The following is a 24,180-nucleotide window of genomic DNA, read 5'->3' as shown; positions in this document are numbered from 1 at the left end:
CCGCACGGGTGGTGGGATTATTTGGCCAGTTGAGCCTTAACCAATCCAGAAACAGCGCCCATGTCGGCACGGCCTTGTAGGTTTGGCTTCAAAACGGCCATCACTTTACCCATGTCTTGCATGCCAGCAGCGCCAGATTGGCTGATGGCATCGGAAATCAGTGTGGTAATTTCTTCATTGGTTAGCGGTTGCGGCAAGAAAGTTTTAATCACCTCCAGCTCTTGTCGCTCAGTGTCCGCAAGATCGGTGCGGCCCGCTTCTTCATATTGGGCAATCGAGTCTTTGCGCTGCTTGGACATTTTGTCCAATACCGCTAAAACTTGTGTGTCATCCAGTTCGATACGCTCGTCTACTTCTACGCGTTTGATGTCTGCCAAAATCAAGCTGACGGTGTTACGTCGCTCTTTGTCGCCGGAGCGCATGGCTTCTTTACGTGCTTCAGTAATCTGTTTTTTCAGATCTGACATGCTAATAACCTGTATCGAGTGGGTTCGCCCAAAAAATGTGAATTAAATGATCGTGTTTACGTTGCTAATCAATCAGTACAAACGAACGCGACGAGACGCTTCACGTTGAACTTTTTTAGCGTGACGCTTAACAGCCGCCGCCGCTTTACGCTTACGAACAGATGTTGGTTTTTCGTAGAATTCGCGCTTACGAACTTCTGCCAAAATACCTGCTTTTTCGCAAGAACGTTTGAAACGACGCAGAGCAACGTCAAATGGCTCGTTATCTTTAACTTTAACAGCTGGCATGATGCCTCCTGATGGTGTGAGTAGAGCTCAATAGTGAGCAGATTTATTCGACCCATTTCGAATAAGGTGCAAAATTCTATTCATCCGCTCATATTTTGTCAAAGAATCTGTCGTGAAATTGCGCGTTTTTTCAGGGATAATGCGCGCTCAAGTAATCTATCCAGATGCAGAGACCGTGCGAATGAATGTTTTGGGGATTGAGACCTCCTGTGATGAGACCGGTGTTGCCATTTACAGCAGTGACAAAGGGCTGCTGGGCGATGCGTTATACAGTCAGGTGAAAATGCACGCCGAGTATGGCGGTGTGGTGCCTGAGTTGGCCTCCCGTGATCACGTTCGTAAGCTCTTGCCATTGATTCGTCAGGTCGTGTCTGAAGCCAATCTGACATCATCCGATATCGATGCCATTGCTTATACCTCCGGCCCCGGTCTAGTGGGTGCGTTAATGGTGGGGGCGTCGACGGGGCGTTCGTTGGCCATGGCCTGGGGGGTTCCTGCCATCGGTGTGCACCATATGGAAGGTCATCTTCTGGCCCCGATGTTGGAGGAGTCACCGCCAGCGTTTCCTTTTGTGGCGCTATTGGTCAGTGGTGGTCATACCCAGTTGGTCAAAGTGACCGGTATCGGTGAGTATGAGTTACTGGGTGAGTCGCTGGATGATGCCGCAGGTGAAGCGTTCGATAAAGCTGCGAAGATGCTGGGGCTCGATTACCCAGGTGGTCCGCTCATTGCCAAATTGGCTCAGCTGGGCACCGATGGTCGTTTTAAATTCCCGCGCCCGATGACCGACCGCCCCGGGTTGGATTTTAGTTTCTCCGGTTTAAAAACCTTCACGCTGAACACCATTACAGCGCACACCGGTGATGATGGCGTGATCAGTGATCAAGACAAAGCCGACATTGCTCGTGCATTTGAAGAGGCGGCGGTTGAAACCTTGGCGATTAAGTGCCGTCGTGCTTTGCAACACACTGGCCTTAAGCAGCTGATTATTGCAGGCGGCGTCAGTGCCAATACACGCCTTCGGGAGCGCCTTGAAGAGGTGATGCAAAAAGAGAAAGCAACACTTTATTACGCGCGCCCAGCGTTTTGTACCGATAATGGCGCTATGATCGCTTACGCCGGTTGTCAGCGTTTGCTCGCGGGGCAGCAGAGTGATCTTGTGATTGAAGCCAAGCCGCGTTGGCCAATGGAAATGCTACCAAGCGTCTAATAGGAATCCGCATGAACGATACAGTGTTTATTGAAGGTCTGACCATTGAAACCGTCATCGGTATCTATGATTGGGAGCGCGAAATACGCCAGCGAGTGATTTTAGATGTCGAAATGAAAACCGACATTCGCTTAGCGGCACAGCACGAAGAGATTGATCACACGTTAAATTACAAATCGGTGTGTGATCGTTTGATTGAGTTTATCGAGGCCAGTGAGTTTTTATTGGTTGAAACCATGGCCGAAGAGATCGCGCAACTGATCATGAATGAATTCAATGTGTCTGGGCTTTCTGTGAAAGTCACTAAGCCTGATGCCATCCAGCAGGCGCGCGGTGTCGGGGTCAAGATCATTCGCGGAGAGTTTCATTAATGGCGCAGGTTTACCTAAGCCTTGGCAGTAATATCGATCGTTATCAGCATATTACCGCAGCGCTGAATGCACTGCAGGACGCGTTTGGTTCGATGTCGATATCGTCGGTTTATGAGAGCGAAGCGGTCGGATTTAAGGGCAGTGCGTTCTTAAACTTGGTGGTTGGCCTTGAAACGGATTGGAGTGTCGGCGAGCTGTCACGATGGTTGAAGCGCCTTGAGGATCGAAACGGTCGAAAACGCGGCGGGCCAAAATTTGCGCCACGCACCTTAGATGTGGATATCTTAACCTATGATGATTGCATCGGCTTGATCGATGGGGTTGAGCTGCCTCGTGGCGAAATACTCTATAACGCCTTTGTCTTGTGGCCGCTGGCCGAAATAGCCCCTAATGAAGCGCACCCGATCAGCAAAGAGATCTACCGTATTTTGTGGTCGCGTTACGATAAAACTCAACAGGTCTTAGCCCCAGTTGAGTTTCGCTGGCAAGGACGCTTGATCTCAAGCACTGTTTAAAAGGCGCTCAGCGCGAGTTGTGCGTATTTTCCAATGAGGCGATTTGACGACGGATCAGCTCCTCTCGAATCGCTTTGCCTTTATGCCCATCCTGAATGACGCTCTGCACATCGACCGATTGAATCGCTTGAAGTGATGTATCGATGTCTTGTTCAAACGCAGTGTCGACCTTATCCCTTTGTAATGCGTTCACCAAACGTGTCGTGTTGATCACCTCGGTTAAGCGCTCTTGTTTTCGCTCGGCATCAAGCGCTTGTAAGACGCTCAGTTGGTCATGGGCGTCCAGTGATGACCATGCCAGTAAGTGATGTGCACAACGATGACTTAAACAGATCGCTTCCCGTGTGGCGTTGGGCATTTTCAAATCGCGACACAGGGCTTCGACGTCATCATGGCTTTCCTCCTTGAGGTAAGCGGTGATCAGTGCGGCCAAACGCTCTGTAGCTGAAAACCCATCAAACAGGGAGTCAGGTGTGGCTTCTCGGTTGATATCGCCAATTGGTGCGAGTCTTGGAAAAAGGCTCGCGGTGGCTCCGGCATCATTGAGCACTTTAAAGAAGACAAGTGGGGAGCGTTCACCGAGTGCGCGAAACATCTCTTGCCAGATGCGCTCCTTTGTTAGGTGTAGAAGCTCGTCGCTGTCGCTGATCTTTCGCATCAACTCTAGGGTTTCGTCTGCCACGGTAAAGCCTAAATGGGCATATCGGGCAGCGAAGCGAGCCACACGAAGGACGCGAAGCGGGTCCTCCTCAAAGGCGGCTGAGACATGCCGAAGGTATCGCTGTTCTAAGTCGAGCTGGCCACCGTAAGGGTCAACCAGTTTGCCGTCTTGGTCCATTGCCATGGCGTTGATGGTTAAATCGCGACGGGAGAGATCTTCTTCTAAGGTCACATCGGGTGCAGCATAATAATCAAAGCCGTTATAGCCTTTGCCATTTTTCCGCTCGGTTCGCGCCAGGGCATATTCCTCTTTGGTATCGGGATGCAGAAAGACAGGGAAGTCACTACCTACCGGCTTGAACCCCTTTTCTTGCATCTCCTTGGGTGTCGCGCCAACGACGACCCAGTCTTTATCGTAGACTGGGTATTTCAATAAGGTGTCTCTGACGGCACCGCCAACCAAGTAGGCTTTCATGATGGCTCTCTTAAGATTCGACTTTTTCGGGCTGGCTCACGCGCCACTCTTCAAAACCACCATTAAGGCTTGAGACGTCCTCAAATCCGCGTTCAACCAAGAAGGCGGCGGCGTTTTGACTGCTGATACCGTGATAGCAGCAAACAATGACCGGTGTTTCAAAATCCCATTCGCTAAGCACTTGCTCAAGGTTGTCATTGCTTAAATGAACCGCCTTTTCAATTCGGGAGGCGGCAAAACTTTGAGGGTCGCGAATGTCAGCGATGACAGCGCCTTGTTCCATCAGCTCTAGGGCTTCTGGGATGGATATGCAGCGGTATTGGCTCATAGAGTACCTCTAAAAAATGTAAGCGCAGTCTTACGCGCGTTGCTGGCTGGGGACGGAGGTTCGCTCGAGAGTGTCCAGGTTTAATGCCGTAAGGGCGGCTCCCCAGACACAGCCTGTATCCAATGCTTGGAAATGATCCGACCCGGTTTTGCCCTCCAAGGCGGCCCAGTGGCCAAACACACAAGTTTCATTTGGCCAATGCTGTTCCCGGATCTGAAACCATGGGGCAAAGCCTTTGGGCTGGCTATCGAGTCCCTCTTTTGATGCAAATTCCAACTTCCCACTGGGCGAGCAAAAACGCATGCGGGTAAAGTAGTTGGTGATGACTCGTAACCGGTCTGTCCCCAATAGCGTATCAGACCATTGGGCAGGTTCGTTGCCGTACATGTGCTGAAAGTAAGGCAGAGGGTCTTCGTGTAAAGCGCTCTGTACCTCTTGGGATAGGGTGAGTGCTTGTGGAATGCTCCAGTGTGGGTGGAGACCTGCATGCACCATATAAAGCGCACGCTTAGGGTCATAGTGCATTAAAGGCAGGGTTAATAACCAGTCCATCAACGCATCACGATCCGGTGCGTTTAAAATGTCTTCTATCGTGTCGGAACGCTTAGGTTTGGTAACCCCAAAATGCACGGCCAGTAGATGCAGATCGTGATTGCCTAGGACGCATTTGGCTTGTGGGCCTATGTCTTTAATAAAACGCAGCGTTTCCAGTGATTCGGGGCCTCGGTTGACCAGGTCGCCGCACAACCAGAGCGTATCGCTGTCGGTAAAGTTAAGCTGTGTAAGAAGCTGCTTAAGTTCCGTTAAGCAGCCTTGAATATCACCAATTGCATACGTTGCCATGTCAGAACCCGAAATGCATGAAGGGTGGTCAGTGCAGCGCGTTGGGCTGCGCCAATGTGAACGGGGCGATCGGAGCTTTGAATTGCTCGCCGCTTGAGGTTTCCATCAGGTAATAACCATACATGCTGCCAACGTGGGTCGCCAACACCGTGCCGCTGGTGTATTGGTACTGATCATCCGGTTGTATGACCGGCTGTTCACCCACAACGCCTTCACCTTCGATCTCTTGTACGTGTTCGTTGCCATCGGTAACAATCCAGCGGCGGCTCAGTAATTGAACCGGGCTTTGGGATTGATTGCGAATGGTGATCTCGTAGGAGAACACAAAACGATGCGCTTCCGGGTCCGACTGGTCCGGTAAGAAACGTGTAATGACATTGATCTTAATGTCGTGTTCGGAAGGTCTTATCTCTTGCACGTTAACTACCCTTGTTATCCGTCAGCCAATCAGCGATTTTAATGAAATCGCTTAATTCTAAACGCTCAGGTCGTAAACCTGGGTCCACGTTTAAGCTTTCAAGGATATCGGGGCTGATCAGCTCTTTCAAATTATTCCGTAAGGTTTTGCGACGCATGGTAAATGCCGTCTTGACCACTTTTTCCAGCGTTTCTACCGATTTAGCGGTTTGTGGCAGCGTCTGATATGGCGTCAGTCGGACGATCGCCGAGTCCACTTTAGGAACCGGATCAAAAGCTTCAGGCGGAACGATAAACAGAGGCTCTACCTTGCAGTAGTATTGCGCCATGATGCCCAGTCGGCCGTAGTGATTATCGCCCGGCTGAGCGGCTAAGCGATCCACAACCTCCTTTTGGAGCATAAAGTGCATGTCCAAAATATCTCCGTTGTGGCTGAGCAAATGAAAAATCAACTGGGTCGATATGTTGTAAGGCAAGTTACCCACAACCCGCAGCAGTCGATCGTCATCTTCGCGAAGCGTGCCAAAATTAAACTTCATCGCATCGGTTTCGAAGATGCGGAATTTATCGCCAAATCGGAAAAACTTAGTGCGCAAAATGGGTGGCAGGTCACGGTCGAGCTCGATCGCGTCCAGTGCGCCGGCTTCATCCAGAATCTCTTCTGTTAATGCGCCAAGACCTGGACCAATCTCTACCATATGATCTGTTGGGTGGGGCGCAATGGAGCGAATGATCTGACGAATGATGGCCTGATCTTGTAAAAAGTTCTGTCCAAAGCGTTTGCGGGCCTTATGCATGGCCGGTTTTTTTGAGCTCATAGGTAATCTGATTCGACTGGTTATTTGGTCTTATTGAGGCGGTTCTGTGTCATTTCACTGGCGTATTGGATGGCCACTCGTAAGCTACCATCGTTGGCTTGGCCGAGACCGGCAAGGCCAAGGGCGGTGCCATGGTCAACCGATGTGCGGATGATGGGCATGCCAAGGGTGATGTTAACAGCATTCCCAAACCCTTTGTACTTAAGCACAGGAAGACCTTGGTCGTGGTACATGGCAAGTACTGCGTCACACTTGCTGAGGTGTTTTTCGGTAAACAAGGTATCGGCCGGTAACGGGCCGATCAAATTGGCGCCTTTCGCACGCCACTGTTCGAGTACCGGCTCGATGATGTCGATCTCTTCATGGCCCATATGCCCGCCTTCGCCAGCGTGTGGGTTAAGGCCGCAGACCAAAATGCGAGGCTTAGGTAGGCCAAAATCGTGCACTAAATCATGATGCAGTGCTTTGATGATCTCGTTAAGGCGCGTTTCAGTGATGGCATTGGCAACCTCTCGAAGCGGCAGGTGGGTGGTTACCAACGCCACTTTTAGCCCTTCGGTTGCCAGCATCATGACCACTTTTTCGCTTTGGGTCAGCGCTTCTAAAAACTCGGTGTGGCCACTGAAAGGGATGCCCGCATCGTTGATGATCCCCTTGTGCACCGGGGCGGTGACCATGGCATCAAAGGTTTGGGACAAGCAGCCTTCGCACGCTGCCGTTAACGTATCTAGCACATATTGGCCATTTTCGCTGTCCAACTTACCTGCTGTAACTGGGGCGTTAGTGGCAATGGGGTAAACCCAGAGCGACCCTGCTTCAGAGGCTTCGCGGGGCATGTCCGGTGACCAGGTTTTTAGCGTGATGTTAAGACCTAACTGAGTTGCGCGCTTAGCCAGCACGTCAGGGCAACCGATGGCAATCAATTGATCGCGCCACGATTGCTGGCTGATAGCGAGTACCAAATCCGGGCCGATGCCGGCGGGCTCTCCTGGGGTAATGGCTAAACGGGCAATCATGGTTACTTCACTTCTACGTAAGCTTCGGAACGGATCTCACGTAACCAGTTGGCGAGTTCTTCATTGAACTTGCGCTTGGTCAGTAAAGAGCGCGCTTGGTTTTCTAAAATCTGGTCGCTCATGTCTTGCTGGCGACGATCTTCTACTTGAAGAATGTGCCAACCAAAGCGGCTTTCAAACGGCTGGCTGATTTGGTTCACAGGCGTGCTGTTCATCGCCTGCTCAAATTCAGGCACCATCTGACCTGGCTGTGCCCAGCCCAGCTCGCCGCCTTCGGAACCTGAGCCCAAGTCATCACTGAGTTCTTTAGCCAATTCGGTAAAGTTTTCACCCCCTTGAAGGCGTCGGTAAACCGAATCGATCAATCGTTTGGTTTGTTCTGGCGAGCGAATCTCACTCGGTTTTAACAGAATGTGACGAACCTTGGTTTGGTTGACCATCTGCACATCGCCACCGCGTTTATCACGCAATTGAACGATGTAAAATCCGCTCGGTGAGCGCACTGGCGCACTGATCTGACCTGGCTCTAAGCCTTTAAGGGCGGAGGCGATGTCTTCTGGTAGCTCGGAAGCTCGGCGCCAGCCAAGGTCTCCTCCGTTCAGAGCGTTCGGTGCGCTGGAGGCCGCAATGGCGGTTTCTGCAAAGTCAGCACCGTCTTTTAATGTGTCGAACAGAGCGTTCGCTTTCGCCTCGGATTGCTGAATCTGATCCGGTGTGGCTTGCTCCGGAATGTCGACCAAGATAAAGCTCAGTAGCAGTTCTGGCTGACTTAGCGCGTTTGGATCGGACTTCAAGAAGTTTTGAACCTCTTGGTCGGAGACACGAATACGGCGGCTTACGTTGCTTTGCTGCACTTGGTTGATGAGCATTTCGCGACGGATCTGTTCGCGAGCCGATACATAATCGCGCCCCTCAGCGATCAGGGCTTGGCGGAACTGCTGCACAGTCAAGCCATTACGAGCGGCGATGGATTGAATCGCTTCGTTGAGCTGGTTATCGGTGACACGAATGCCTTGTTGATCGGCTAATTGCAGCAGTAAGTTGTCGAGGACCAAACGATCCATCACCTGAGTGTTCAGGATGTTGGCAGGCGGGATCCGCTGGCCGCGCGCGCGCAGCTGCTCTACGATCAGTTCTGTACGTTGGTTCAGTTCGGAATCAAGCACAACATCGTCATTAACAATGGCGGCAACGCCATCGAGTAGCACTGGCTCAGCAAGAGAGACAGAGCAAGTGCTGGCGGCAATTGCGAGTGTTAGCCATTTCAATGGCGAGGTGAATCGTGTGCTAGAAGGTATCATCATTTTCATCACGCTGTTTAAAACCGGTTATTTTTTCCATGAAGTTTGAGCCGCCATCGCTGCCCAAGCTTCCGAGTCCTTTGAGTACAAATTGGACGTAGAGTGCCGAATCTTTTTCATCATTATCTTTGAGCCAATGGCGCGCCACCACTCGTGTCTTCCAGCAGCAGCTTTCGTACTCTAAACCAAAGGCCACATCCACATCGTCCTGCTCTAACCAGTTGCGCTGCCAAACCCCAAGGGATGACCAGCGTTCATTGATGGGCCAGAGGTAGCTCACGGTACTTTGTTCACGCTTATCGTCGGCTGAGCGGTAGCTTAAGTTCAGCAAGCGATTATCATCGGCACGGTAGCGTACCGATAAGTTATGTTCGGTGTTTTTGAAGGCTGAGTGGTCAAAGTTCGCGTCAAACGACAAATCAACGCGTTTGTTGGCCCGCCAAACCACCTGAGTGGCGATGTCTGATGAGCTTGATGTATCGAAGTCGCTTTCGTCATCGTCCAAGGTGACTTTTCGATCAGCATAATAGTACGCCTGTCCAACGCTGGCGCTTAAGGTTTCGCGGCCCATTGGGTCAAACAGGCGTGTGGTTAAGCCCAGCGAGAGTTGCTGGGTATCGCCGATGTGATCGTAACCACTGAATCGATTGGTGCGAAACAAAGCATCGTAATTGAAGTTGTATTCTTTGGTGTCAAAGTCCGGGATATCGCGTTGCGACTCATACGGTACATAGAGTGCGAACAGTCTTGGCTCCAAGGTTTGGCGGTACTCGTTTTCACCAAAATGAGTCGGACGCTCAAGGATGAGGCCGGTATCTAGACTTGCGATCGGCACAAATGTCGATGGATTTTCTTCGATGGTGCCATCGGTTTCCGATAGCGAGTACTGACTTGCCCAGAGCTTCAAGCTTGGACGTACATAGAACCAAGGCTTGCTGTAATTGAGGTAGACTTCGGGCTCAACGTGCAAGCGAGTACCGTTAACCGCCTCGATGCCTGTTAAGTCGTTGTTATTCCGATAAAAGTGGGTCAGCTGAGCGGTGCCTGCGTAATTGATCAGGCGGCCTTTTTCAGAGGTGTCACCCTGAAAGGTCAGTTGAGGTAGGCGCTGATAAGGTCGTTCTACATCATCATCGACCGTCTGGTATCCCTGAATCAACGCATTTGCCGACCAAAGCTCTTCATTGTAGGTCAGCAGGGCCTTTCGGCCTAAGTGGCTATCGCCATCATAATCCGCCATGGTCGATAGATCGTCCATGTAGTCATCGTCGCTGACGTGAATGTAGTTGATCTCAGAGGTGATGTTTTCCGACCAGCGAGCCGGCTGCACGAAAGAGAATAGCCAGCGGTTTTGATCATCGTAATCGTTATCGCTGGCTAAAAAAGCCGTTGTCAGGGTGTTGTGAGTGTGCTCGGTTAAATAACGAAACTCGTTTTCTAACAAAATACCGCGCTTTTCGATGTAACTTGGCGAGAGCGTATCGTCCATGTGTGGCGCGATATTAAAGTAATAAGGCGTATTGATTTCGGAGCCGTCATCGCTGCTGTAACGAAGCGATGGGTATAAAAAACCACTCACACGACGATCATCAATCGGGAAGTAAAAGTAGGGCAAGTATAAAATCGGGACGTTGCCTACTTTTAGTGATGCGTGCTTGGCTAAGCCAAAGCCGGTCTCTTGATCAAGAATAATCTCACCTGCGGACAGCTTCCAAGACTCATCACCCGGAGGGCATTGGGTGTAGGTGCCTTCTACGATCCGGATCTTGTTATCACTTTCACGTGTGATGGTTTCTACATCGCCGCGAATCTGACGCTCATGCATCACGTACTGGGCACCGTTCAGTGTGGTGACCAGCGTTTGAGTATTAGCGTGTGCTGATTGGCCTTTCAGTAATAACCCAGGCTCACGGTAGGTCGCGCCGCCTTCTAGTGTGATGTCGCCAGTGACTTGGTTAAAGGTCGCCATTTCACTTTGCAAACGGCGATTGCCTTGCATGATGTCTACGCTGCCTTTGAGCACAGCGGCATCACCCAAATCTGAAAACCCTTCTTCAGCATTGATGATGACAGGTTGATCCAGTGCTTGGTCTTCAGATTCGGCCTTTTCCCACTCGGTCGGGTCGACATAGCGACCGGCACAAATACCAGCTGTGCCTGCAGGGTAGGGATACCAGTCCACAGAACGGTAGGGCGAGTCAGATGTGACGCCTGCCGCATTGGCAGATCCGCATTGTGCCGACTCTTTCGGTAAGTTCGTCAAGCAGGGAAGAGAGGATGAGGTTTCCTCGGCAACTGCAAGGGTAGGAACATAAAAGAGACACGCGCTGAACAAAGGCAGAAAAGAACGGGTCTTTACAGGCATCCGGGGTTTTCCATTGGGCCGATCGTGAAACTCAAACTTAAACGGTATTCAGTCCATGGATTAACGAGTGGATCGTTGTTTAAGTCGTAAAGTCTGGAATAATAAACATTCATTATTGGATGTGCTAGAGGAAACCGAAGAATGGACCCACGCCGCGATGGCTTAAAAGAGTGGATTGAATCAAAACGTACGGCTAAAACGCTGGAGCTTGATTCAGGTTGGCAGTTGTCCACCGTCTCGGGGGATGCCAGTTTCCGACGGTATTTTCGGGCTGCCGACGATCATCGCAACTACATAGCCGTTGACGCACCTCCCGACAAAGAAAACTCAGAGCCCTTCGTTCGCATTGCCAAGGCATTGAAAACGTATGGTATCCATGTGCCTCTGGTTCATCATGCTGACTTAACTAAGGGATACATGCTGTTAGAAGATCTGGGAGATCAACAGCTGTTACCTTTACTGAACGCCACCTCGGTTGATTCGTGGTATGCAAAAGCTTTAAACAGCTTACAGGCCATTCAGAAAGTACAGATTGAAGGTCTGCCTACTTATGACGCGCTGATGCTGATGCGGGAGATGCGTTTGCTGGATGAGTGGTTTGCCCCCGCTATTTTGGGGCGCCCTTTGGCACAATCGGACTTAGAGGTGCTTGAGCCTCTGTATCAAATGCTGATTGACTCGGCCTTACAGCAGTCAAAGGTCTGTGTGCATCGCGATTATCACAGTCGAAACCTGATGTGTTTGCCAACGGGTGATCTTGGCATCATTGATTTTCAGGACGCAGTGGTGGGGCCTATTACCTACGACTTGGTTTCGATTCTAAAAGATTGCTACATCGCGTGGCCAAGAGCGCAAGTCGAATCTTGGGTATCGAAGTTTCATCAATCACTGCTTAAGGATGGCGCTATCCCAGAGTCGGTAACGGGCGATCAGTTCTTGAAGTGGTTTGATTGGATGGGGCTTCAACGTCACATCAAGGTGTTGGGTATTTTTTGTCGCTTGGCGCTGCGGGATCACAAGTCCGCCTATTTGAGTGATCTACCTCTTGTGTATGCCTATGTTGTGGATATTGCGAATCGATACCCGGAGTTAGTCCCATTTAAAGCATGGTTAGACCGTGTTGTGTCGCCCGTCTTTGAGCAAGGGCTACAGAAGACCCAAGCGGCATGTGAGGCGGCACGATGAGGGCGATGATTTTAGCGGCGGGGCTTGGTACGCGCATGCGCCCCTTAACCTTGACGACCCCCAAACCCTTGATCCCGCTATTGGGAAAGCCCTTGATTGAATATCACATTGAACGCTTGGCGAAAGCGGGCATTAACGACATTGTGATTAACCATGCTTGGCTGGGTGAGAAGCTAGAAGAGGCGCTTGGTGATGGTGCACGATGGGGCGTTAATATTACCTACTCGCGAGAGGGTGAGCCGTTAGAGACGGCTGGTGGTATTTTGAAAGCCTTACCTTTGTTAAGCCCAAACGGAGAGACCTTTTGGGTAATCAATGGCGATGTATGGTCGGACTATGACGGCTTTCGGCGTCATGAGCTAACACCGGGTAAACTTGCACATTTGGTGCTTGTGGATAACCCAGAGCACAATCCGAACGGGGATTTTGGGCTTGTGGGTGATCATGTGTTGTCGGATCAGGATGAGCGTCACAGCTATACCTTCTCGGGGATCAGTCTACTTAGCCCACATTTATTTGATGGGTTAACACCTGGGGCTCATCGATTGGGACCGCTTTTAAAAGCCGCCTGTAAGCAGGGTGCGGTTGTTGGAGAGCATTATTCGGGACTCTGGTTTGATATTGGCACTGTTGAGCGCCTACAATCGGCCGAGCAAATGATTGAGCAGCAGTTTTAAGGGATGCTATGAGTCAGCAAGAGTCGGAAAAAAAAGGCCAAGCGGTGGGCGAGTCCATCTTCGCCTATCGAAAGGGGATTATCATCGGTGCCGTACTTGGGCTTTTGACCGGTAAAGTCTGGGCGATTGTGATCGGCGGTGCGATTGGGTTTTTCATCCAGCGAGGGATAAAAAAGGTCCTGAAAAATGTCGTGCCTCCCCAGCTTTTGTTCTTTAAAGCGACCTTTATGGCGATGGGGAAGCTTGCGAAGGCTGATGGTCGGGTCACCGAGAGTGAGATCCAATTCGCGCGTGCGGTCATGGATCAGATGCGCTTAAACGAAGAGCGCCGAAAAGAAGCGATCGCTTACTTCACAGAAGGTAAGTCCGACGAGTGTGATCTGGATGCGGTACTTAGACCGCTATCCATCATGTTGCAGCGTCAGCCGGCGGTCAAAATCGCCTTTGTTGAGATCCAGCTTCAAGCGGCCATGGCGGATGGTCAGGCGTCACAACCTGAGTTAGACATCATTCGTCACATCTGCATGGCGCTACGCATGTCATCCGAAGAGATGATGGCTTTAATGGCGCGCGTCCAAGCGCATCAGTCTTATTATCAACACAGTCAGTCGGGTGGGGCGGGCTATGTGCCTGAAGCTCAATTGCTTGAGGAGGCCTACGGCGTACTGGGTGTGAGTGCGAGCTCAACCGATGCCGAAGTGAAAAAAGCCTACCGTAAGCTGATGAGTCAACATCACCCCGATAAGCTGGTGTCCAAAGGTTTGCCAGAAGAGATGATGGCGATGGCAAAAGAAAAAGCGCAAGAGATTCAGTCCGCGTACGACCGGGTCAAACAAAGCCGCGGGATGCGCTAGACCATTACCACTATCCTTGTCCTCCGGGCGGTATGTTGCTCAAAGGTTGAGCTTGGCCGTCTGGTGCGACTTCTTCAATGGGTTCGATGGCGATTAATGTCCGCAATCGGCCATCAATGTAGCGAACCAGCCAATCACTTTGATTCCGAGACCAAGCTTGTTGTGGAATGCGCGCGGTTAGGTAAAACGCTTTGTCGGCTCGGTTTGCGATGGCTTGGCGCTGCTGTTGAGTTTGGGTGTTTTCTGAAAGCCTCGATTGCGTCGATTTAGGTAGGTCAATGTCCATAACGGGTAGATCAAGCTGGGCAATGAGGCTTAGGGTGTTTTGATCGCTGTTTTTTAACGGCGCTGGATCAATCATCATTAAGGACACTCGCGCTTGGTTTTGCAAAGTCTGCGCGGCTCTCGCGGCCCAAACGCTGCCATCCCCAATGCCTAAAATCACGATAGGGAAATCACCCAAAGCTTGCGCTCGTTGCATGGCAGCGAGCGTCTGGTTTGAGTTTAAAGCAAAGACGTTCTCCAGTGTGAATTGCTCACCTGTAATCGATTCACTGCTATCCGATTCTAAAGATTCTTGAGTGTGTGCAAGGTTCTCCTCGGTCGCATCAGTGGGCGTGGTGTCGGCTTGTTCGCTCTCGCTAACCTCCTCCGCGTTTACCGATTCTGATGGTTGACTCTCACCCTCGGGGGTCTCTACTGGCGCTTCAGTCGCGACGCGAATCAGTTTAAGCGTTGGTAGGGTGCGCTTGGGTATATCCAGTGTTGTGATCTTAGGGATCGGTAATACAAGGGTGTTCCATCCGGTCGTTGGCAATTGCTCTCTTAAGGCGTGTGTAATTCTTGGCCAGTCCTGATGCGTTCCGCTGTCGGGATAGAGCAGGACAGTGCCACGAACTACTTTATTGCGGTGTAGGGTTAGAAGTCCCTTGGGTGTAAATGCGTCGGTGCCAAGCTCGACCCACTCTTGATCGCTGGTTAAGCGGAGTTCGGACTCTAGTGCGTCAAAACGCGAGGCCTGAGGGTGAGGCAGCGTGCGCTCGGGGATTATTAAAGGTTCACTTTCGGTGCTGGTTTCTTGGTTTGCGCTTTGCTCTTCTGACTCGGGAGCTTCATTGGTGGTTTCTTCAGACCATGAAATTGGGCTGTATCCACTGAGGATCAGAAGGCAAAAAGCGGTATATAAAAAGGGGTGTGTATAAAAACGCATCAAATCGGTCATGCAATCAACGGGTGGTAAGGTACAATAGCCGCAAATTTTTAAGAAGTCGAAACGCCTAATCAAATCGATTGGGTTATCCGATCAAGATTGCGAGTATTCACATATGTCCGATTTTAAAATTGCTCCCTCGATTCTGTCTGCTGATTTTGCTCGTTTGGGCGAAGAAGTTGAAAACGTACTGGCGGCGGGTGCTGATATTGTTCACTTCGATGTGATGGATAACCATTATGTTCCGAACCTCACGATTGGTCCAATGGTGTGTAAGGCGCTGCGTACCTACGGTATTAAAGCTCCGATTGATGTTCACCTGATGGTTAAGCCTGTGGATCGAATGATCGGTGATTTTATTGAGGCAGGGGCTTCGTTTATTACGTTTCACCCAGAGGCTTCTGAGCATATCGATCGCTCATTGCAGATGATTCGAGATGGTGGCTGTAAAGCAGGCTTGGTATTTAACCCTGCAACGCCACTGCATTATTTGGATCATGTGATGGATAAATTGGACATGATTCTTTTGATGTCGGTAAACCCAGGTTTTGGTGGCCAAAAATTTATCCCAACAACCTTGGATAAGCTTAAGCAGGTACGTGAGCGCATTGATCAAAGTGGTTTCAATATTCGCCTTGAAGTCGATGGCGGTGTGGGTGTTGGCAATATTCGTGAAGTGGCTGAAGCGGGCGCTGATACTTTTGTAGCAGGCTCTGCCATTTTTAATACCGAAGATTATGCGGCCACCATTCAAAAAATGCGTGAGGAGCTAGCTAAAGTGGGTGCGATCACGTGCTGATCAAAAAAATCATGGGAGGATGCCTCCCTGATTTGATCATGCTGGATCTTGATGGGACGCTGGTGGACAGCGTCCCCAGTTTGGCACTCGCGATCAATGATATGTTGGCGCTGCAGACGGTTGATCCGGTGGATGAAGATCTGGTCAGAGCCTGGGTAGGTAATGGCGCCTCTAAGCTTGTTGAGCGGGCTTTAGCACAGGTGGCGCTGGATGTGTCTTTTGATGAGGCTTATAACGCTTTTTTGGCGGCTTATCAGCATCGTTTATCTGAGCGTCTTGTGCTGTATCCTGGTGTGATCGAGTTTTTAAATCAGGCTCGTTCATTAGGGATTCGATTGATGGTTGTCACGAATAAACCTTCTGCTTTTACGCTACCTGTTCTTCAAGCTGTTTCAATTGATGAATATTTTGAAGGTTGGGTTTGCGGAGACACTTTTTCAAAGAAAAAGCCAGATCCCATGCCGATCATCGAAACACTTGGGAAATTTGATCTGTATCACACAAATGTCCTATTCATAGGGGATTCAGTTAATGATCAATACGCTGCAGAGGCTGCAAATGTGGCGTTTTGTGGGGTTCCCTATGGGTATAACCACGGTAAGCCTTTGAATGCACAATGGATTGTAGAATCGCTGAGTGATCTGTTTTAATTAGTAGGTGTTTTCGCTTATTATGTGTCGCAAATCAGGCGTCGTTAACCCTATGATGTTAATGGTGTTTGTTTAAAACGCGATAGCGTGTCTGCTAAAAGAGACGCTAAAGAGATAAAAAAGAATATAAAAATCGATGCCTTAATAGTACTTGCCTAGTGCGGTCTGCAGTTTAGGGGGTGTTGTAACAGTTGGCATGAATATTTCATGCGTGTCGATGGTTTTATCGCAGTTTTAACCCTGAGAAATCATTATGCAGCTAAGCTTTGAAGTTACTGAAGACCCTGTAGTATTAAATCGCTATTACAAAATTCGTGAATATTGCTTTAGAAAGGATTTAGGGCTTGAGGACTTTGATGGGGGGGAGGACATCTTTGATTGTGCCGGAGTTGTTCTTGCTTTCTTCGATGGTGATCTCTGCATCGGTGGTGTTCGCCTTAATGGTGACAGTCGCCGATTAGATAAAAACCCAGGTCTGATGTTGCCTGTTGAGCATGCGTTTTCTGATCGAAGGAGTCGGTTCTCTTTGCAGTCAGAGCTATCCGATATAATTGAGGATGCTGCCTATTGTCAGTGGTCGCGATTAGTCATCATGCCTGAATATCGTAATCGAGTGAACTTGGCGTTGTTGTTGGAAAAGATGATAACGGTTGCACGCTTGTATGAATTCGGTTTTAGCTTCTATGTGTCGGGTTTGACTCAGGCACGTTTATATAAGCGTTATCATGAAAAGCTCGGCTATGCTTATTATTCGTTAAGCGGGTTTGATTTACCGGTTGAAGAGGGGTTTGAAACGCTCCCTCACGTACTCAGTGTGTCACGGATTGACTCGAAGGGAGCCGATATTGATATTACAGATTATCTGGCGTGTGGAGCGGTAGCAGAAGTGGCATAAGGAGTCTCTTGTTGGAGACGTTTAGTGCTATTTTCTGAAAAGTATCGTTTACAATAAACTTCTGTTGTATTTATAATTGAGCGTAATTGTGGATGGTGGGTAGCCTTGTGCTGCTCTAAAAGGATGTTTTGGAGGAAACGCTCGTGCGTAATCTCATACGGAAGTGCTCCTCAAGAGTGCCTGTTCTAGGGGCTCTTATAAGTGGATTGATTCTCTCTGGCTGTTCTACGAACAGTAACTTTTCTTCAATTCCTGAAGATCAACGTTTTCAGCAACCTGATTACGAATACGTGATTGGTGCGGGTGATGCGTTACAGATCTTTGTCTGGGGTAATGAAGAGCTCTCTGGTGCTGTTCCTGTTAGGCCGGATGGCAAGATAACGACGCGTTTGGTTGAAGATCTTGATGCTAGTGGTAAGACTTCAACTGAGCTTGCTCGAGAAATCGAAGAAGTCTATTCCCGATACATTAAAAATCCCGTCGTAACCGTGATGGTTAACGGTTTTGTTGCTGTTCCTGACCAACAGATACGTGTGGTTGGTGCGGGTGTAACACCTCTCTCTCTACCTTATCGCAAACATATGACTCTGCTGGATCTGATGGTCGCGGTGGGTGGTCTGTCTGAATTTGCAGACGGTGATAACGCTGTTTTGGTTCGTCGCTTCGACGGTGAGCAAAATAGTTACAGCTTGAAGCTGGATCGCTTACTGAAAGACGGAGATATCGATGCGAACTTGGCGCTGATGCCAGGCGATATCGTGATTATCCCAGAAGCGTGGTTCTAACCACAGAGAGTCTACTATGCGTGATGTAATAGGTCAGATTACCGAGTATGTTTGGGGGGTCTGGCGCTTTCGTTGGCTTGCTGCTGTTGTTGTTTGGGTTGTTGCTATGGCCGGTTGGGTGTTTGTGGCGTTAACGCCAGAACAATACCTTGCAACGGCACGTGTGCACGTCGATACAAATACGATCCTTCGTCCGCTGTTGAGGGGCTTGGCTATCCAGCCGGATGTTGACGAGCGTATCGCTCTGATGAGTAAGACGATGCTCAGCCGTCCAAACCTTGAGCAGTTAATGCGTATGGCTGATCTTGATCTGTCTGTTCGAACCGAGCAACAGAAAGAGCAGATCATGAATGATCTAAAAAACTCCATCTCGCTGAGTGGCGATCGCCGTAATGCTTCCCTTTACACCGTTTCCTTTAAGCATGAAGACCGAGAAACCGCAAAAAAAGTGGTTGAGTCGATGCTGACGGTCTTTGTGGAAAGTGCGCTGGGTGATAAGCGAAAAGACAGTTCTGGTGCTCAGGAGTTCTTGGATAAGCAGATCGCTGATTATGAACAGCGTCTTCGGGAAGCGGAAGCGCGTTTATCGGACTTTAAACAGAAAAACTCAGGCATGATGCCATCGGATATGGATGAGTATTATCGTCGTCTTGAGTTTGAGCGTGAGCAGCTATCGTCTGCTCAGTTGCAGCTTCGTGCTGTGGTGAATCGTAAAGAGGAATTGGAGCGTCAACTGGAAGGTGAAGAACCTGTTTTTCTCTCCAATCAAGTTGAAACTTCTCCTCAGGTGACCGCTATTGAACAGCGAATCACTTCGATGCAAAACAACCTAGACTCTTTATTGCTTCGTTACACTGACGAACACCCCTCTGTAAAACAAGTACGTGACATGATCTCTGCTCTCAAGAGTGAAAAAGCGGCCTCGGTTGCTGCCTTGAAGCGGGCAGCGCCTGATGATTATGCAGGGTTTAGCGATAATCCTGTTTACCAGCAAATGCGTACTATGTTGGCTGAAACAGAAGCGTCTGAAGCTGAGCTAAGTACTCGTGTTGATGAATACGAAACGCGTGTCAAAGGTTTGGAAGATCAGATTGGTCAAATTCCAGAGCTGGAATCTGAATACCAGCAATTAACCCGAGATTATGATGTTATCGCGCGTCAACATCAGACGCTGCTTGGGCGTCGTGAAAGTGCTCGTATATCTGAAAATGTTGAGCAGCAAGCCAACGACCTTAAGTTCCGTGTTATTGACCCGCCGTTTGTACCGCTAAAACCAAATGAACCCAACAAAATGTTGATGAACTCCATGGTGTTGGTGGCGTCTTTAGGTGCGGGTATTGGTATTGCTTTGGTGATGGCTTTATTGCGTCCGGTTGTAAGCACGAAGTCGACACTGAGTCAGCTAACAGGATTACCAGTGTTGGGCGCGGTTCACTTAATCCGAGCACCTGAAGAAAAGCGGCAAGCCTTCATTAATAACTTGTTGTTCTTGGCGGCAGCGCTTGGGTTGTTATTGGTCTTTGTCGTTGTCTCGGTATTCCAAGGAATGCAGTTGGATATCGTGGGGATAATGCCTGTTATCAACGGAGAGATCGCATGAGTATTATCGAAAAAGCGGTTAAGCGATTAGATGTTCGTGGCCGTAAAGCGTCTCAAGAGCCTGCGCCGTCTGAACCAGTCGTAGCTTCATCAGTTGCACAGCAAAATATAAACAAAGTGCCAGCACAAAGTGCGGCGGTATCTTCGTTTACGGCAGAGCCAAAACGCGCGGATGAATCGAAGGCGCGAGTGGACATCCCTCTCGCTCGATTGGCGTCACAGGGTATGGTCAGCCCAAGTGCTCCTCGCTCAACGATTGCGGAAGAGTACCGTGGGATTAAACGTCCGCTTCTGATGAATATCAACGGTCAAACAGCGGCTGAGGTTAAATACCCTAACCTGATCATGGTATCTAGCTCTTTGTCTGGCGAGGGTAAGACCTTCTCGTCAGTCAACTTGGCCATGAGCATCGCAATGGAGCAAGACAAGTCTGTATTGTTCGTAGATGCCGATGTGTCTAAAGCCTCGGCGGGACGTATGCTGGGCATTGAAGGCGATACCCCAGGTTTGATCGATTTATTACACAATCCTGATCTGTCTGTACAAGATGTTCTCCTACACACCAATATCCCGAATTTTCGTGTGATACCGGCGGGACGTTTGCATGAGCGCGCAACCGAATTATTAGCCAGCCATAACATGAAAGTTCTGATGGAAGAGCTGGCTGAGCGCTATTCAGACCGAGTGATCGTCTTTGATTCGCCTCCTTTATTGTTGACCACTGAGGCTTCTGTACTTGCCAATTTGATGGGGCAAGTTGTTTTTGTGGTGGCTGCCGAGCAAACATCTCAAGATGCAATACTTGAGGGTCTTCAGCGCATTACCTCGGACGCCATTGTGGCTCTGGTGCTTAATAAAGCCAAGCATCAAAGCTCCGGCGGTTATGGGTACGGATATGGTTACGGTTATGGCTATGGAAGCCGACTTGCGCCGTCCGAAGAAAAAGCAGCTCATTGAGGGGCATTAAGCGTGCGTTTTAAGATGGATCTAAAAGCGTCGACAAGCTGCGTGTTGCTGATGTGCTCGGCGATACCGAACGCTAATGCAGAAGAGTGGGAGCTTACAAAAAGCATCTCTTTGAATGCGGCGTTGACCGATAATGATCGATTGACCTATCGGGATGAGCAAACGGCGCTGGACGCATCCGTGGTGCCCTCACTCAAGTTGACTCGAAACTCTGGCCGTATCAGTGCTAACTTGGACGCTCAATTTGAGTTAAGCACATCGGAGCGAGACAACTTTATACCCCATCTTCGCTCCAGTATGTCAGCTGAATTGGAGCCAGGTCGTTACTTTATTGATGCATCGGCCAATATCACTCAAAATTCGACCAGCATTATTCGTGATGGTGCGGTTGATGATGACTCGGGCCAATACAATCAGGTACCTGAGTCCGAATCTTCGACTCGCACGACTGTATCCGTCAGTCCCTACGCAAAATACCATTTTTCGGATCAGGCAGACCTACTCACTCGATATACCTTTGATTACAGTAAAAGCACCGGGGCAACCAGTAGCGATAGGATCAGTAACCAGTTTGATGCGAATTTAACCAGTGGGGATGATTGGTCAAAAGTATCTTGGGCCTTGTTGGGTCAGTATCGTCAAAACAACAACACCAGTGGCGGAAACCAAAATGGATTTGGTTCTCTTGATGCGCAGCTAGGCTATCTCATTCTGCCAACATTACGTGCAACGATGACGCTAGGGTATGAAACCAATGATTACAGCAGTAGCCGCAGTGATAACCAAGGTGATCGTTGGCAAGCTGGACTGGCGTGGTTTCCATCTTCAAGGACTTCCGTCAATGTTGGCTATGGAGAACGCTATTTTGGTAGCTGGCCAACGATCAGCATCATGCATCGTCAACGACATAGCGTGTTTTCGTTAGCTTATACACATGAAGTTGTTGATTCCGATGCCGAATTTACACGACTCTTTCGCACTGCGGTTGATAGCTCCGACCCCAGCGCTCAACCTCGTCTTGTTGAGAAAACGTTTACCGAAGGGGTCTATATCGATGAGAGCTTATCGGCCTCTTGGATGCTGACTGGGGTCAGAAGTACTCTGAATTTCTTCGCCCGCTCTTCCACAAAGCAGTACGAAAACCGCTTTATGCCTGATGAAGAAACGAAAACCATAGGTTCTACGTTTACGCGTCGTTTATCACCGTTATCGGATTTTGCTGCAACTTACTCGCTTTACCAGCAAAACCGTTATCAAAATGTGGATACAACCACGCACAGCATCTATTTATCGTTGTCGCGCCAGCTTCCCGAAGACAGCTCGATCTCGTTGTCTTACCTGTTAGCTAAGCGCAATAGCGAATTTGAAATTTTCGAATACACGGAGAATCGGTTGCAGCTGTCGATTATGCATCAGTTCTGAGACCGAGAAAGGATTCCCATATGAAACCGTATAAAGTGATCTGTGTGGTTGGCGCAAGACCCAACTTTATGAAGATTGCACCGATCATGCGTGCTTTTTCAGAAAGTGAATTGATTGAAGCGGTACTTCTGCACACCGGTCAGCATTACGATCAAAGCATGAAGCACTCATTTTTTGATCAGTTGCACATCCCTGAACCCTCTATCGACCTAGAAGTTGGGTCTGGCTCGCACGCGGTTCAAACGGCTGAGGTCATGAAACGATTTGAGCCTGTGCTGGACGAGCATCAGCCGAACGCGGTTTTGGTTGTAGGCGATGTAAACTCAACGATTGCGTGTGCGCTTGTGGCTGTGAAGAAAGGGATCTCCGTCATTCACGTTGAAGCGGGCCTTCGAAGCGGTGATCGCACGATGCCCGAAGAGATCAACCGTGTCCTGACGGATCAAATTTCGAACCTTCTTTTTACCACAGAATCGGATGCAATAGAGAACCTTACCAAAGAGGGGATCGAGCCGTCTAAAGTGCACTTTGTGGGCAATGTGATGATCGACACCTTGCTGTATAACCTGCAGCGAGCAACGCCTTCTACCACAACATTGGAACAAGTCTTTGGCAGTGCACCAGACGCGTATGGTTTGATGACGTTACACCGTCCTTCTAATGTAGATGATCCAAAGGTTTTAGCGTCTTTATTGAATACACTTGCGAACATCAGTAAAGATCTGCCGTTGTACTTCCCAGTTCACCCCAGAACTCGCGCCTGCATCGAAAAGGCTGGTTTATCAAAGGTGATTGAGGCGGCTAATATCCATCTTTTACCGCCGCAAGGTTATCTTGAAATGCTTGGGCTGATGGCCGGTGCCAAAGTGGTACTTACGGACTCTGGTGGCATTCAAGAGGAAACCACCGCATTGGGTATCCCATGTATCACGTTGCGTGAAAATACAGAGCGCCCAATTACTTTAACGCAGGGCACGAACAGCCTTGCAGGTACCGATAGCCAAGTCATTACTTCTCTATTTAACGAGGTAATGGAAACAGGCGGTAAGTCAGGTCAGGTTCCTGAAAAGTGGGATGGCGATGCTGCTAAACGGATCTGCTCTGTGTTGGAAAGCTATTTTCAGCAGGGTACCTCTCTATGAGTCGTTTGCCCATCATCAATGCAATGACCGTGGATGTGGAAGATTATTTTCAAGTATCCGCGTTTGAGTCGCACATAGATCGTTCTGATTGGGATCATCACGAATGTCGCGTCGAACAAAACGTAGATCGAATACTGTCACTGTTTGATCAATACGATGTGAAGGCAACGTTTTTTACCTTGGGTTGGCTAGCTGAACGATACCCGGAAATGGTCCGACGAATCGTAGATCAAGGGCATGAATTGGCCAGTCATGGTTGGGATCACCGCCGTGTGACCAGTCTGACTCCGGATGAGTTTCGCCAGGATATTGAGCGATCCAAATCCATGCTGGAATCTGTGTCTGGGCACAAAATCGTCGGGTATAGAGCCCCCAGTTATTCGATTGGCGAGTCTAATTTATGGGCGTTGGATATCCTGCACGAGCAAGGCTTCGAGTACAGCTCGAGCATTGTCCCCGTCAAACACGACCATTACGGTATGCCTGGAGCGTCTCGGTTTGCGCATTGGCAATCCAACGGGCAACTGTTGGAGGTACCGGTTTCGACGACCACCGTTATGGGGAAAAACATCAACTGTGGTGGTGGTGGCTGGTTCCGTCTATTTCCCTATGTGTTTAGTCGTTGGGCGTTAAATCGTATTAATCAGGATGAGCAACAACCGGGTATCTTTTATTTTCATCCTTGGGAAATTGACCCGGATCAGCCGCGCATCAACAACCTCGGCGGTAAAACAAAGTTTCGTCACTACCTGAATCTTTCGCGTATGTACCCACGCTTAGAACAACTTTTGAAAGATTTTGAATGGGGGCGAATGGATGAGGTCTTTTTAAGTCCAGCATCCAAGGCGATCAAAGACGCCGCCTAATGAAATTCGTGTTCATTTAGGTTTCATCAAGTCAGTTTAAGCTAGGCGTTAGTATC

General features: G+C 49.4%; 26 protein-coding genes. 15 read left to right on the top strand and 11 right to left on the bottom strand.

The window, feature by feature from the left end; genetic code table 11:
* Window positions 1-17: 17 nt before the first annotated feature.
* Both ACXAF9_RS01465 and rpsU read right to left on the bottom strand, forming a co-directional pair.
* Window positions 18-467 (bottom strand): GatB/YqeY domain-containing protein, encoded by a 450-nt coding sequence (locus ACXAF9_RS01465; RefSeq protein ID WP_475069458.1) that lies wholly within the window; start codon window positions 465-467, stop codon window positions 18-20.
* A gap of 72 nt (window positions 468-539) precedes the next feature.
* Window positions 540-755, bottom strand: a complete 216-nt coding sequence (rpsU, locus tag ACXAF9_RS01460) for a 30S ribosomal protein S21 (protein WP_475069457.1) — start codon at window positions 753-755, stop codon at window positions 540-542.
* Between the two features lie 181 nt (window positions 756-936).
* On the opposite strand from rpsU, the gene tsaD reads away from it, so the two are divergent.
* The 3 genes from tsaD to folK are packed head-to-tail and all read left to right on the top strand — an operon-like array spanning window position 937 to window position 2,851.
* Entirely contained in the window at window positions 937-1,965 is a 1,029-nt protein-coding gene (gene tsaD, locus ACXAF9_RS01455; protein WP_475069545.1) for a tRNA (adenosine(37)-N6)-threonylcarbamoyltransferase complex transferase subunit TsaD, read from the top strand.
* Between the two features lie 11 nt (window positions 1,966-1,976).
* A complete protein-coding gene (folB, locus tag ACXAF9_RS01450; RefSeq protein ID WP_475069456.1) occupies window positions 1,977-2,336 on the top strand; it encodes a dihydroneopterin aldolase in 360 nt (119 codons plus the stop codon).
* Window positions 2,336-2,851 (top strand): 2-amino-4-hydroxy-6-hydroxymethyldihydropteridine diphosphokinase, encoded by a 516-nt coding sequence (folK, locus tag ACXAF9_RS01445; protein WP_475069455.1) that lies wholly within the window; start codon window positions 2,336-2,338, stop codon window positions 2,849-2,851. Before folB ends, folK begins: the two co-directional genes overlap by 1 nt.
* Window positions 2,852-2,858: 7 nt before the next feature.
* On the opposite strand, the gene ACXAF9_RS01440 is transcribed toward folK, so the two are convergent.
* The 8 genes from ACXAF9_RS01440 to ACXAF9_RS01405 are packed head-to-tail and all read right to left on the bottom strand — an operon-like array spanning window position 2,859 to window position 11,074.
* Window positions 2,859-3,986, bottom strand: coding sequence for a tRNA nucleotidyltransferase/poly(A) polymerase-related protein (locus tag ACXAF9_RS01440; RefSeq protein ID WP_475069454.1), 1,128 nt, complete (start codon window positions 3,984-3,986; stop codon window positions 2,859-2,861).
* Between the two features lie 10 nt (window positions 3,987-3,996).
* Window positions 3,997-4,314 carry a thiosulfate sulfurtransferase GlpE gene (glpE, locus tag ACXAF9_RS01435; protein ID WP_475069453.1) on the bottom strand — a complete coding sequence of 106 codons (318 nt, stop codon included), beginning with the start codon at window positions 4,312-4,314 and terminating at the stop codon, window positions 3,997-3,999.
* Window positions 4,315-4,344: 30 nt separating this feature from the next.
* A complete protein-coding gene (locus ACXAF9_RS01430) occupies window positions 4,345-5,157 on the bottom strand; it encodes a symmetrical bis(5'-nucleosyl)-tetraphosphatase (RefSeq protein ID WP_475069452.1) in 813 nt (270 codons plus the stop codon).
* Between the two features lie 28 nt (window positions 5,158-5,185).
* Entirely contained in the window at window positions 5,186-5,575 is a 390-nt protein-coding gene (gene apaG, locus ACXAF9_RS01425; RefSeq protein WP_475069451.1) for a Co2+/Mg2+ efflux protein ApaG, read from the bottom strand.
* A 1-nt stretch (window position 5,576) separates the two neighbouring features.
* Window positions 5,577-6,392, bottom strand: coding sequence for a 16S rRNA (adenine(1518)-N(6)/adenine(1519)-N(6))-dimethyltransferase RsmA (gene rsmA / locus ACXAF9_RS01420; protein WP_475069450.1), 816 nt, complete (start codon window positions 6,390-6,392; stop codon window positions 5,577-5,579).
* A 20-nt stretch (window positions 6,393-6,412) separates the two neighbouring features.
* Window positions 6,413-7,408 carry a 4-hydroxythreonine-4-phosphate dehydrogenase PdxA gene (gene pdxA / locus ACXAF9_RS01415; RefSeq protein WP_475069449.1) on the bottom strand — a complete coding sequence of 332 codons (996 nt, stop codon included), beginning with the start codon at window positions 7,406-7,408 and terminating at the stop codon, window positions 6,413-6,415.
* Between the two features lie 2 nt (window positions 7,409-7,410).
* A complete protein-coding gene (locus tag ACXAF9_RS01410; protein ID WP_475069448.1) occupies window positions 7,411-8,712 on the bottom strand; it encodes a peptidylprolyl isomerase in 1,302 nt (433 codons plus the stop codon).
* A complete protein-coding gene (locus ACXAF9_RS01405) occupies window positions 8,696-11,074 on the bottom strand; it encodes an LPS-assembly protein LptD (RefSeq protein ID WP_475069447.1) in 2,379 nt (792 codons plus the stop codon). Before ACXAF9_RS01405 ends, ACXAF9_RS01410 begins: the two co-directional genes overlap by 17 nt.
* Window positions 11,075-11,215: 141 nt before the next feature.
* On the opposite strand from ACXAF9_RS01405, the gene ACXAF9_RS01400 reads away from it, so the two are divergent.
* The 3 genes from ACXAF9_RS01400 to djlA are packed head-to-tail and all read left to right on the top strand — an operon-like array spanning window position 11,216 to window position 13,790.
* Complete coding sequence (locus ACXAF9_RS01400; protein WP_475069446.1) at window positions 11,216-12,259, top strand: aminoglycoside phosphotransferase family protein; 1,044 nt, start codon at window positions 11,216-11,218, stop codon at window positions 12,257-12,259.
* Window positions 12,256-12,936, top strand: coding sequence for an N-acetylmuramate alpha-1-phosphate uridylyltransferase MurU (gene murU / locus ACXAF9_RS01395; RefSeq protein ID WP_475069445.1), 681 nt, complete (start codon window positions 12,256-12,258; stop codon window positions 12,934-12,936). Before ACXAF9_RS01400 ends, murU begins: the two co-directional genes overlap by 4 nt.
* An 8-nt stretch (window positions 12,937-12,944) precedes the next feature.
* On the top strand, window positions 12,945-13,790 hold the full coding sequence (gene djlA / locus ACXAF9_RS01390; protein ID WP_475069444.1) for a co-chaperone DjlA: 846 nt from the start codon (window positions 12,945-12,947) through the stop codon (window positions 13,788-13,790).
* Between the two features lie 10 nt (window positions 13,791-13,800).
* Here the strand turns inward: djlA and ACXAF9_RS01385 are convergent, their stop codons facing one another.
* A complete protein-coding gene (locus ACXAF9_RS01385) occupies window positions 13,801-15,012 on the bottom strand; it encodes a DUF3530 family protein (RefSeq protein ID WP_475069443.1) in 1,212 nt (403 codons plus the stop codon).
* A gap of 103 nt (window positions 15,013-15,115) precedes the next feature.
* On the opposite strand from ACXAF9_RS01385, the gene rpe reads away from it, so the two are divergent.
* The 9 genes from rpe (at window position 15,116) to ACXAF9_RS01340 (ending at window position 24,124) form a co-directional block, all read left to right on the top strand.
* Entirely contained in the window at window positions 15,116-15,799 is a 684-nt protein-coding gene (gene rpe, locus ACXAF9_RS01380; protein ID WP_475069442.1) for a ribulose-phosphate 3-epimerase, read from the top strand.
* Window positions 15,793-16,449: an HAD family hydrolase gene (locus ACXAF9_RS01375; RefSeq protein WP_475069441.1), complete on the top strand. Its 657-nt coding sequence runs from the start codon at window positions 15,793-15,795 to the stop codon at window positions 16,447-16,449. Before rpe ends, ACXAF9_RS01375 begins: the two co-directional genes overlap by 7 nt.
* Before the next feature lie 253 nt (window positions 16,450-16,702).
* Complete coding sequence (locus tag ACXAF9_RS01370; protein WP_475069440.1) at window positions 16,703-17,344, top strand: hypothetical protein; 642 nt, start codon at window positions 16,703-16,705, stop codon at window positions 17,342-17,344.
* Window positions 17,345-17,487: 143 nt separating this feature from the next.
* Window positions 17,488-18,129, top strand: a complete 642-nt coding sequence (locus ACXAF9_RS01365; protein ID WP_475069439.1) for an XrtA/PEP-CTERM system exopolysaccharide export protein — start codon at window positions 17,488-17,490, stop codon at window positions 18,127-18,129.
* A 16-nt stretch (window positions 18,130-18,145) separates the two neighbouring features.
* Window positions 18,146-19,729, top strand: a complete 1,584-nt coding sequence (locus tag ACXAF9_RS01360) for an XrtA system polysaccharide chain length determinant (protein WP_475069438.1) — start codon at window positions 18,146-18,148, stop codon at window positions 19,727-19,729.
* Entirely contained in the window at window positions 19,726-20,685 is a 960-nt protein-coding gene (locus ACXAF9_RS01355) for an XrtA-associated tyrosine autokinase (RefSeq protein ID WP_475069437.1), read from the top strand. Before ACXAF9_RS01360 ends, ACXAF9_RS01355 begins: the two co-directional genes overlap by 4 nt.
* A gap of 12 nt (window positions 20,686-20,697) precedes the next feature.
* Window positions 20,698-22,116 carry a TIGR03016 family PEP-CTERM system-associated outer membrane protein gene (locus ACXAF9_RS01350; protein ID WP_475069436.1) on the top strand — a complete coding sequence of 473 codons (1,419 nt, stop codon included), beginning with the start codon at window positions 20,698-20,700 and terminating at the stop codon, window positions 22,114-22,116.
* A 20-nt stretch (window positions 22,117-22,136) separates the two neighbouring features.
* Window positions 22,137-23,258: a non-hydrolyzing UDP-N-acetylglucosamine 2-epimerase gene (wecB, locus tag ACXAF9_RS01345; protein ID WP_475069435.1), complete on the top strand. Its 1,122-nt coding sequence runs from the start codon at window positions 22,137-22,139 to the stop codon at window positions 23,256-23,258.
* Window positions 23,255-24,124 (top strand): XrtA system polysaccharide deacetylase, encoded by an 870-nt coding sequence (locus tag ACXAF9_RS01340; protein WP_475069434.1) that lies wholly within the window; start codon window positions 23,255-23,257, stop codon window positions 24,122-24,124. Before wecB ends, ACXAF9_RS01340 begins: the two co-directional genes overlap by 4 nt.
* Window positions 24,125-24,180: the final 56 nt, after the last annotated feature.

The organism is Neptunomonas sp. ABH4_499, from assembly GCF_056160565.1.
This window is presented reverse-complemented; position numbering and strand designations above follow the sequence as displayed.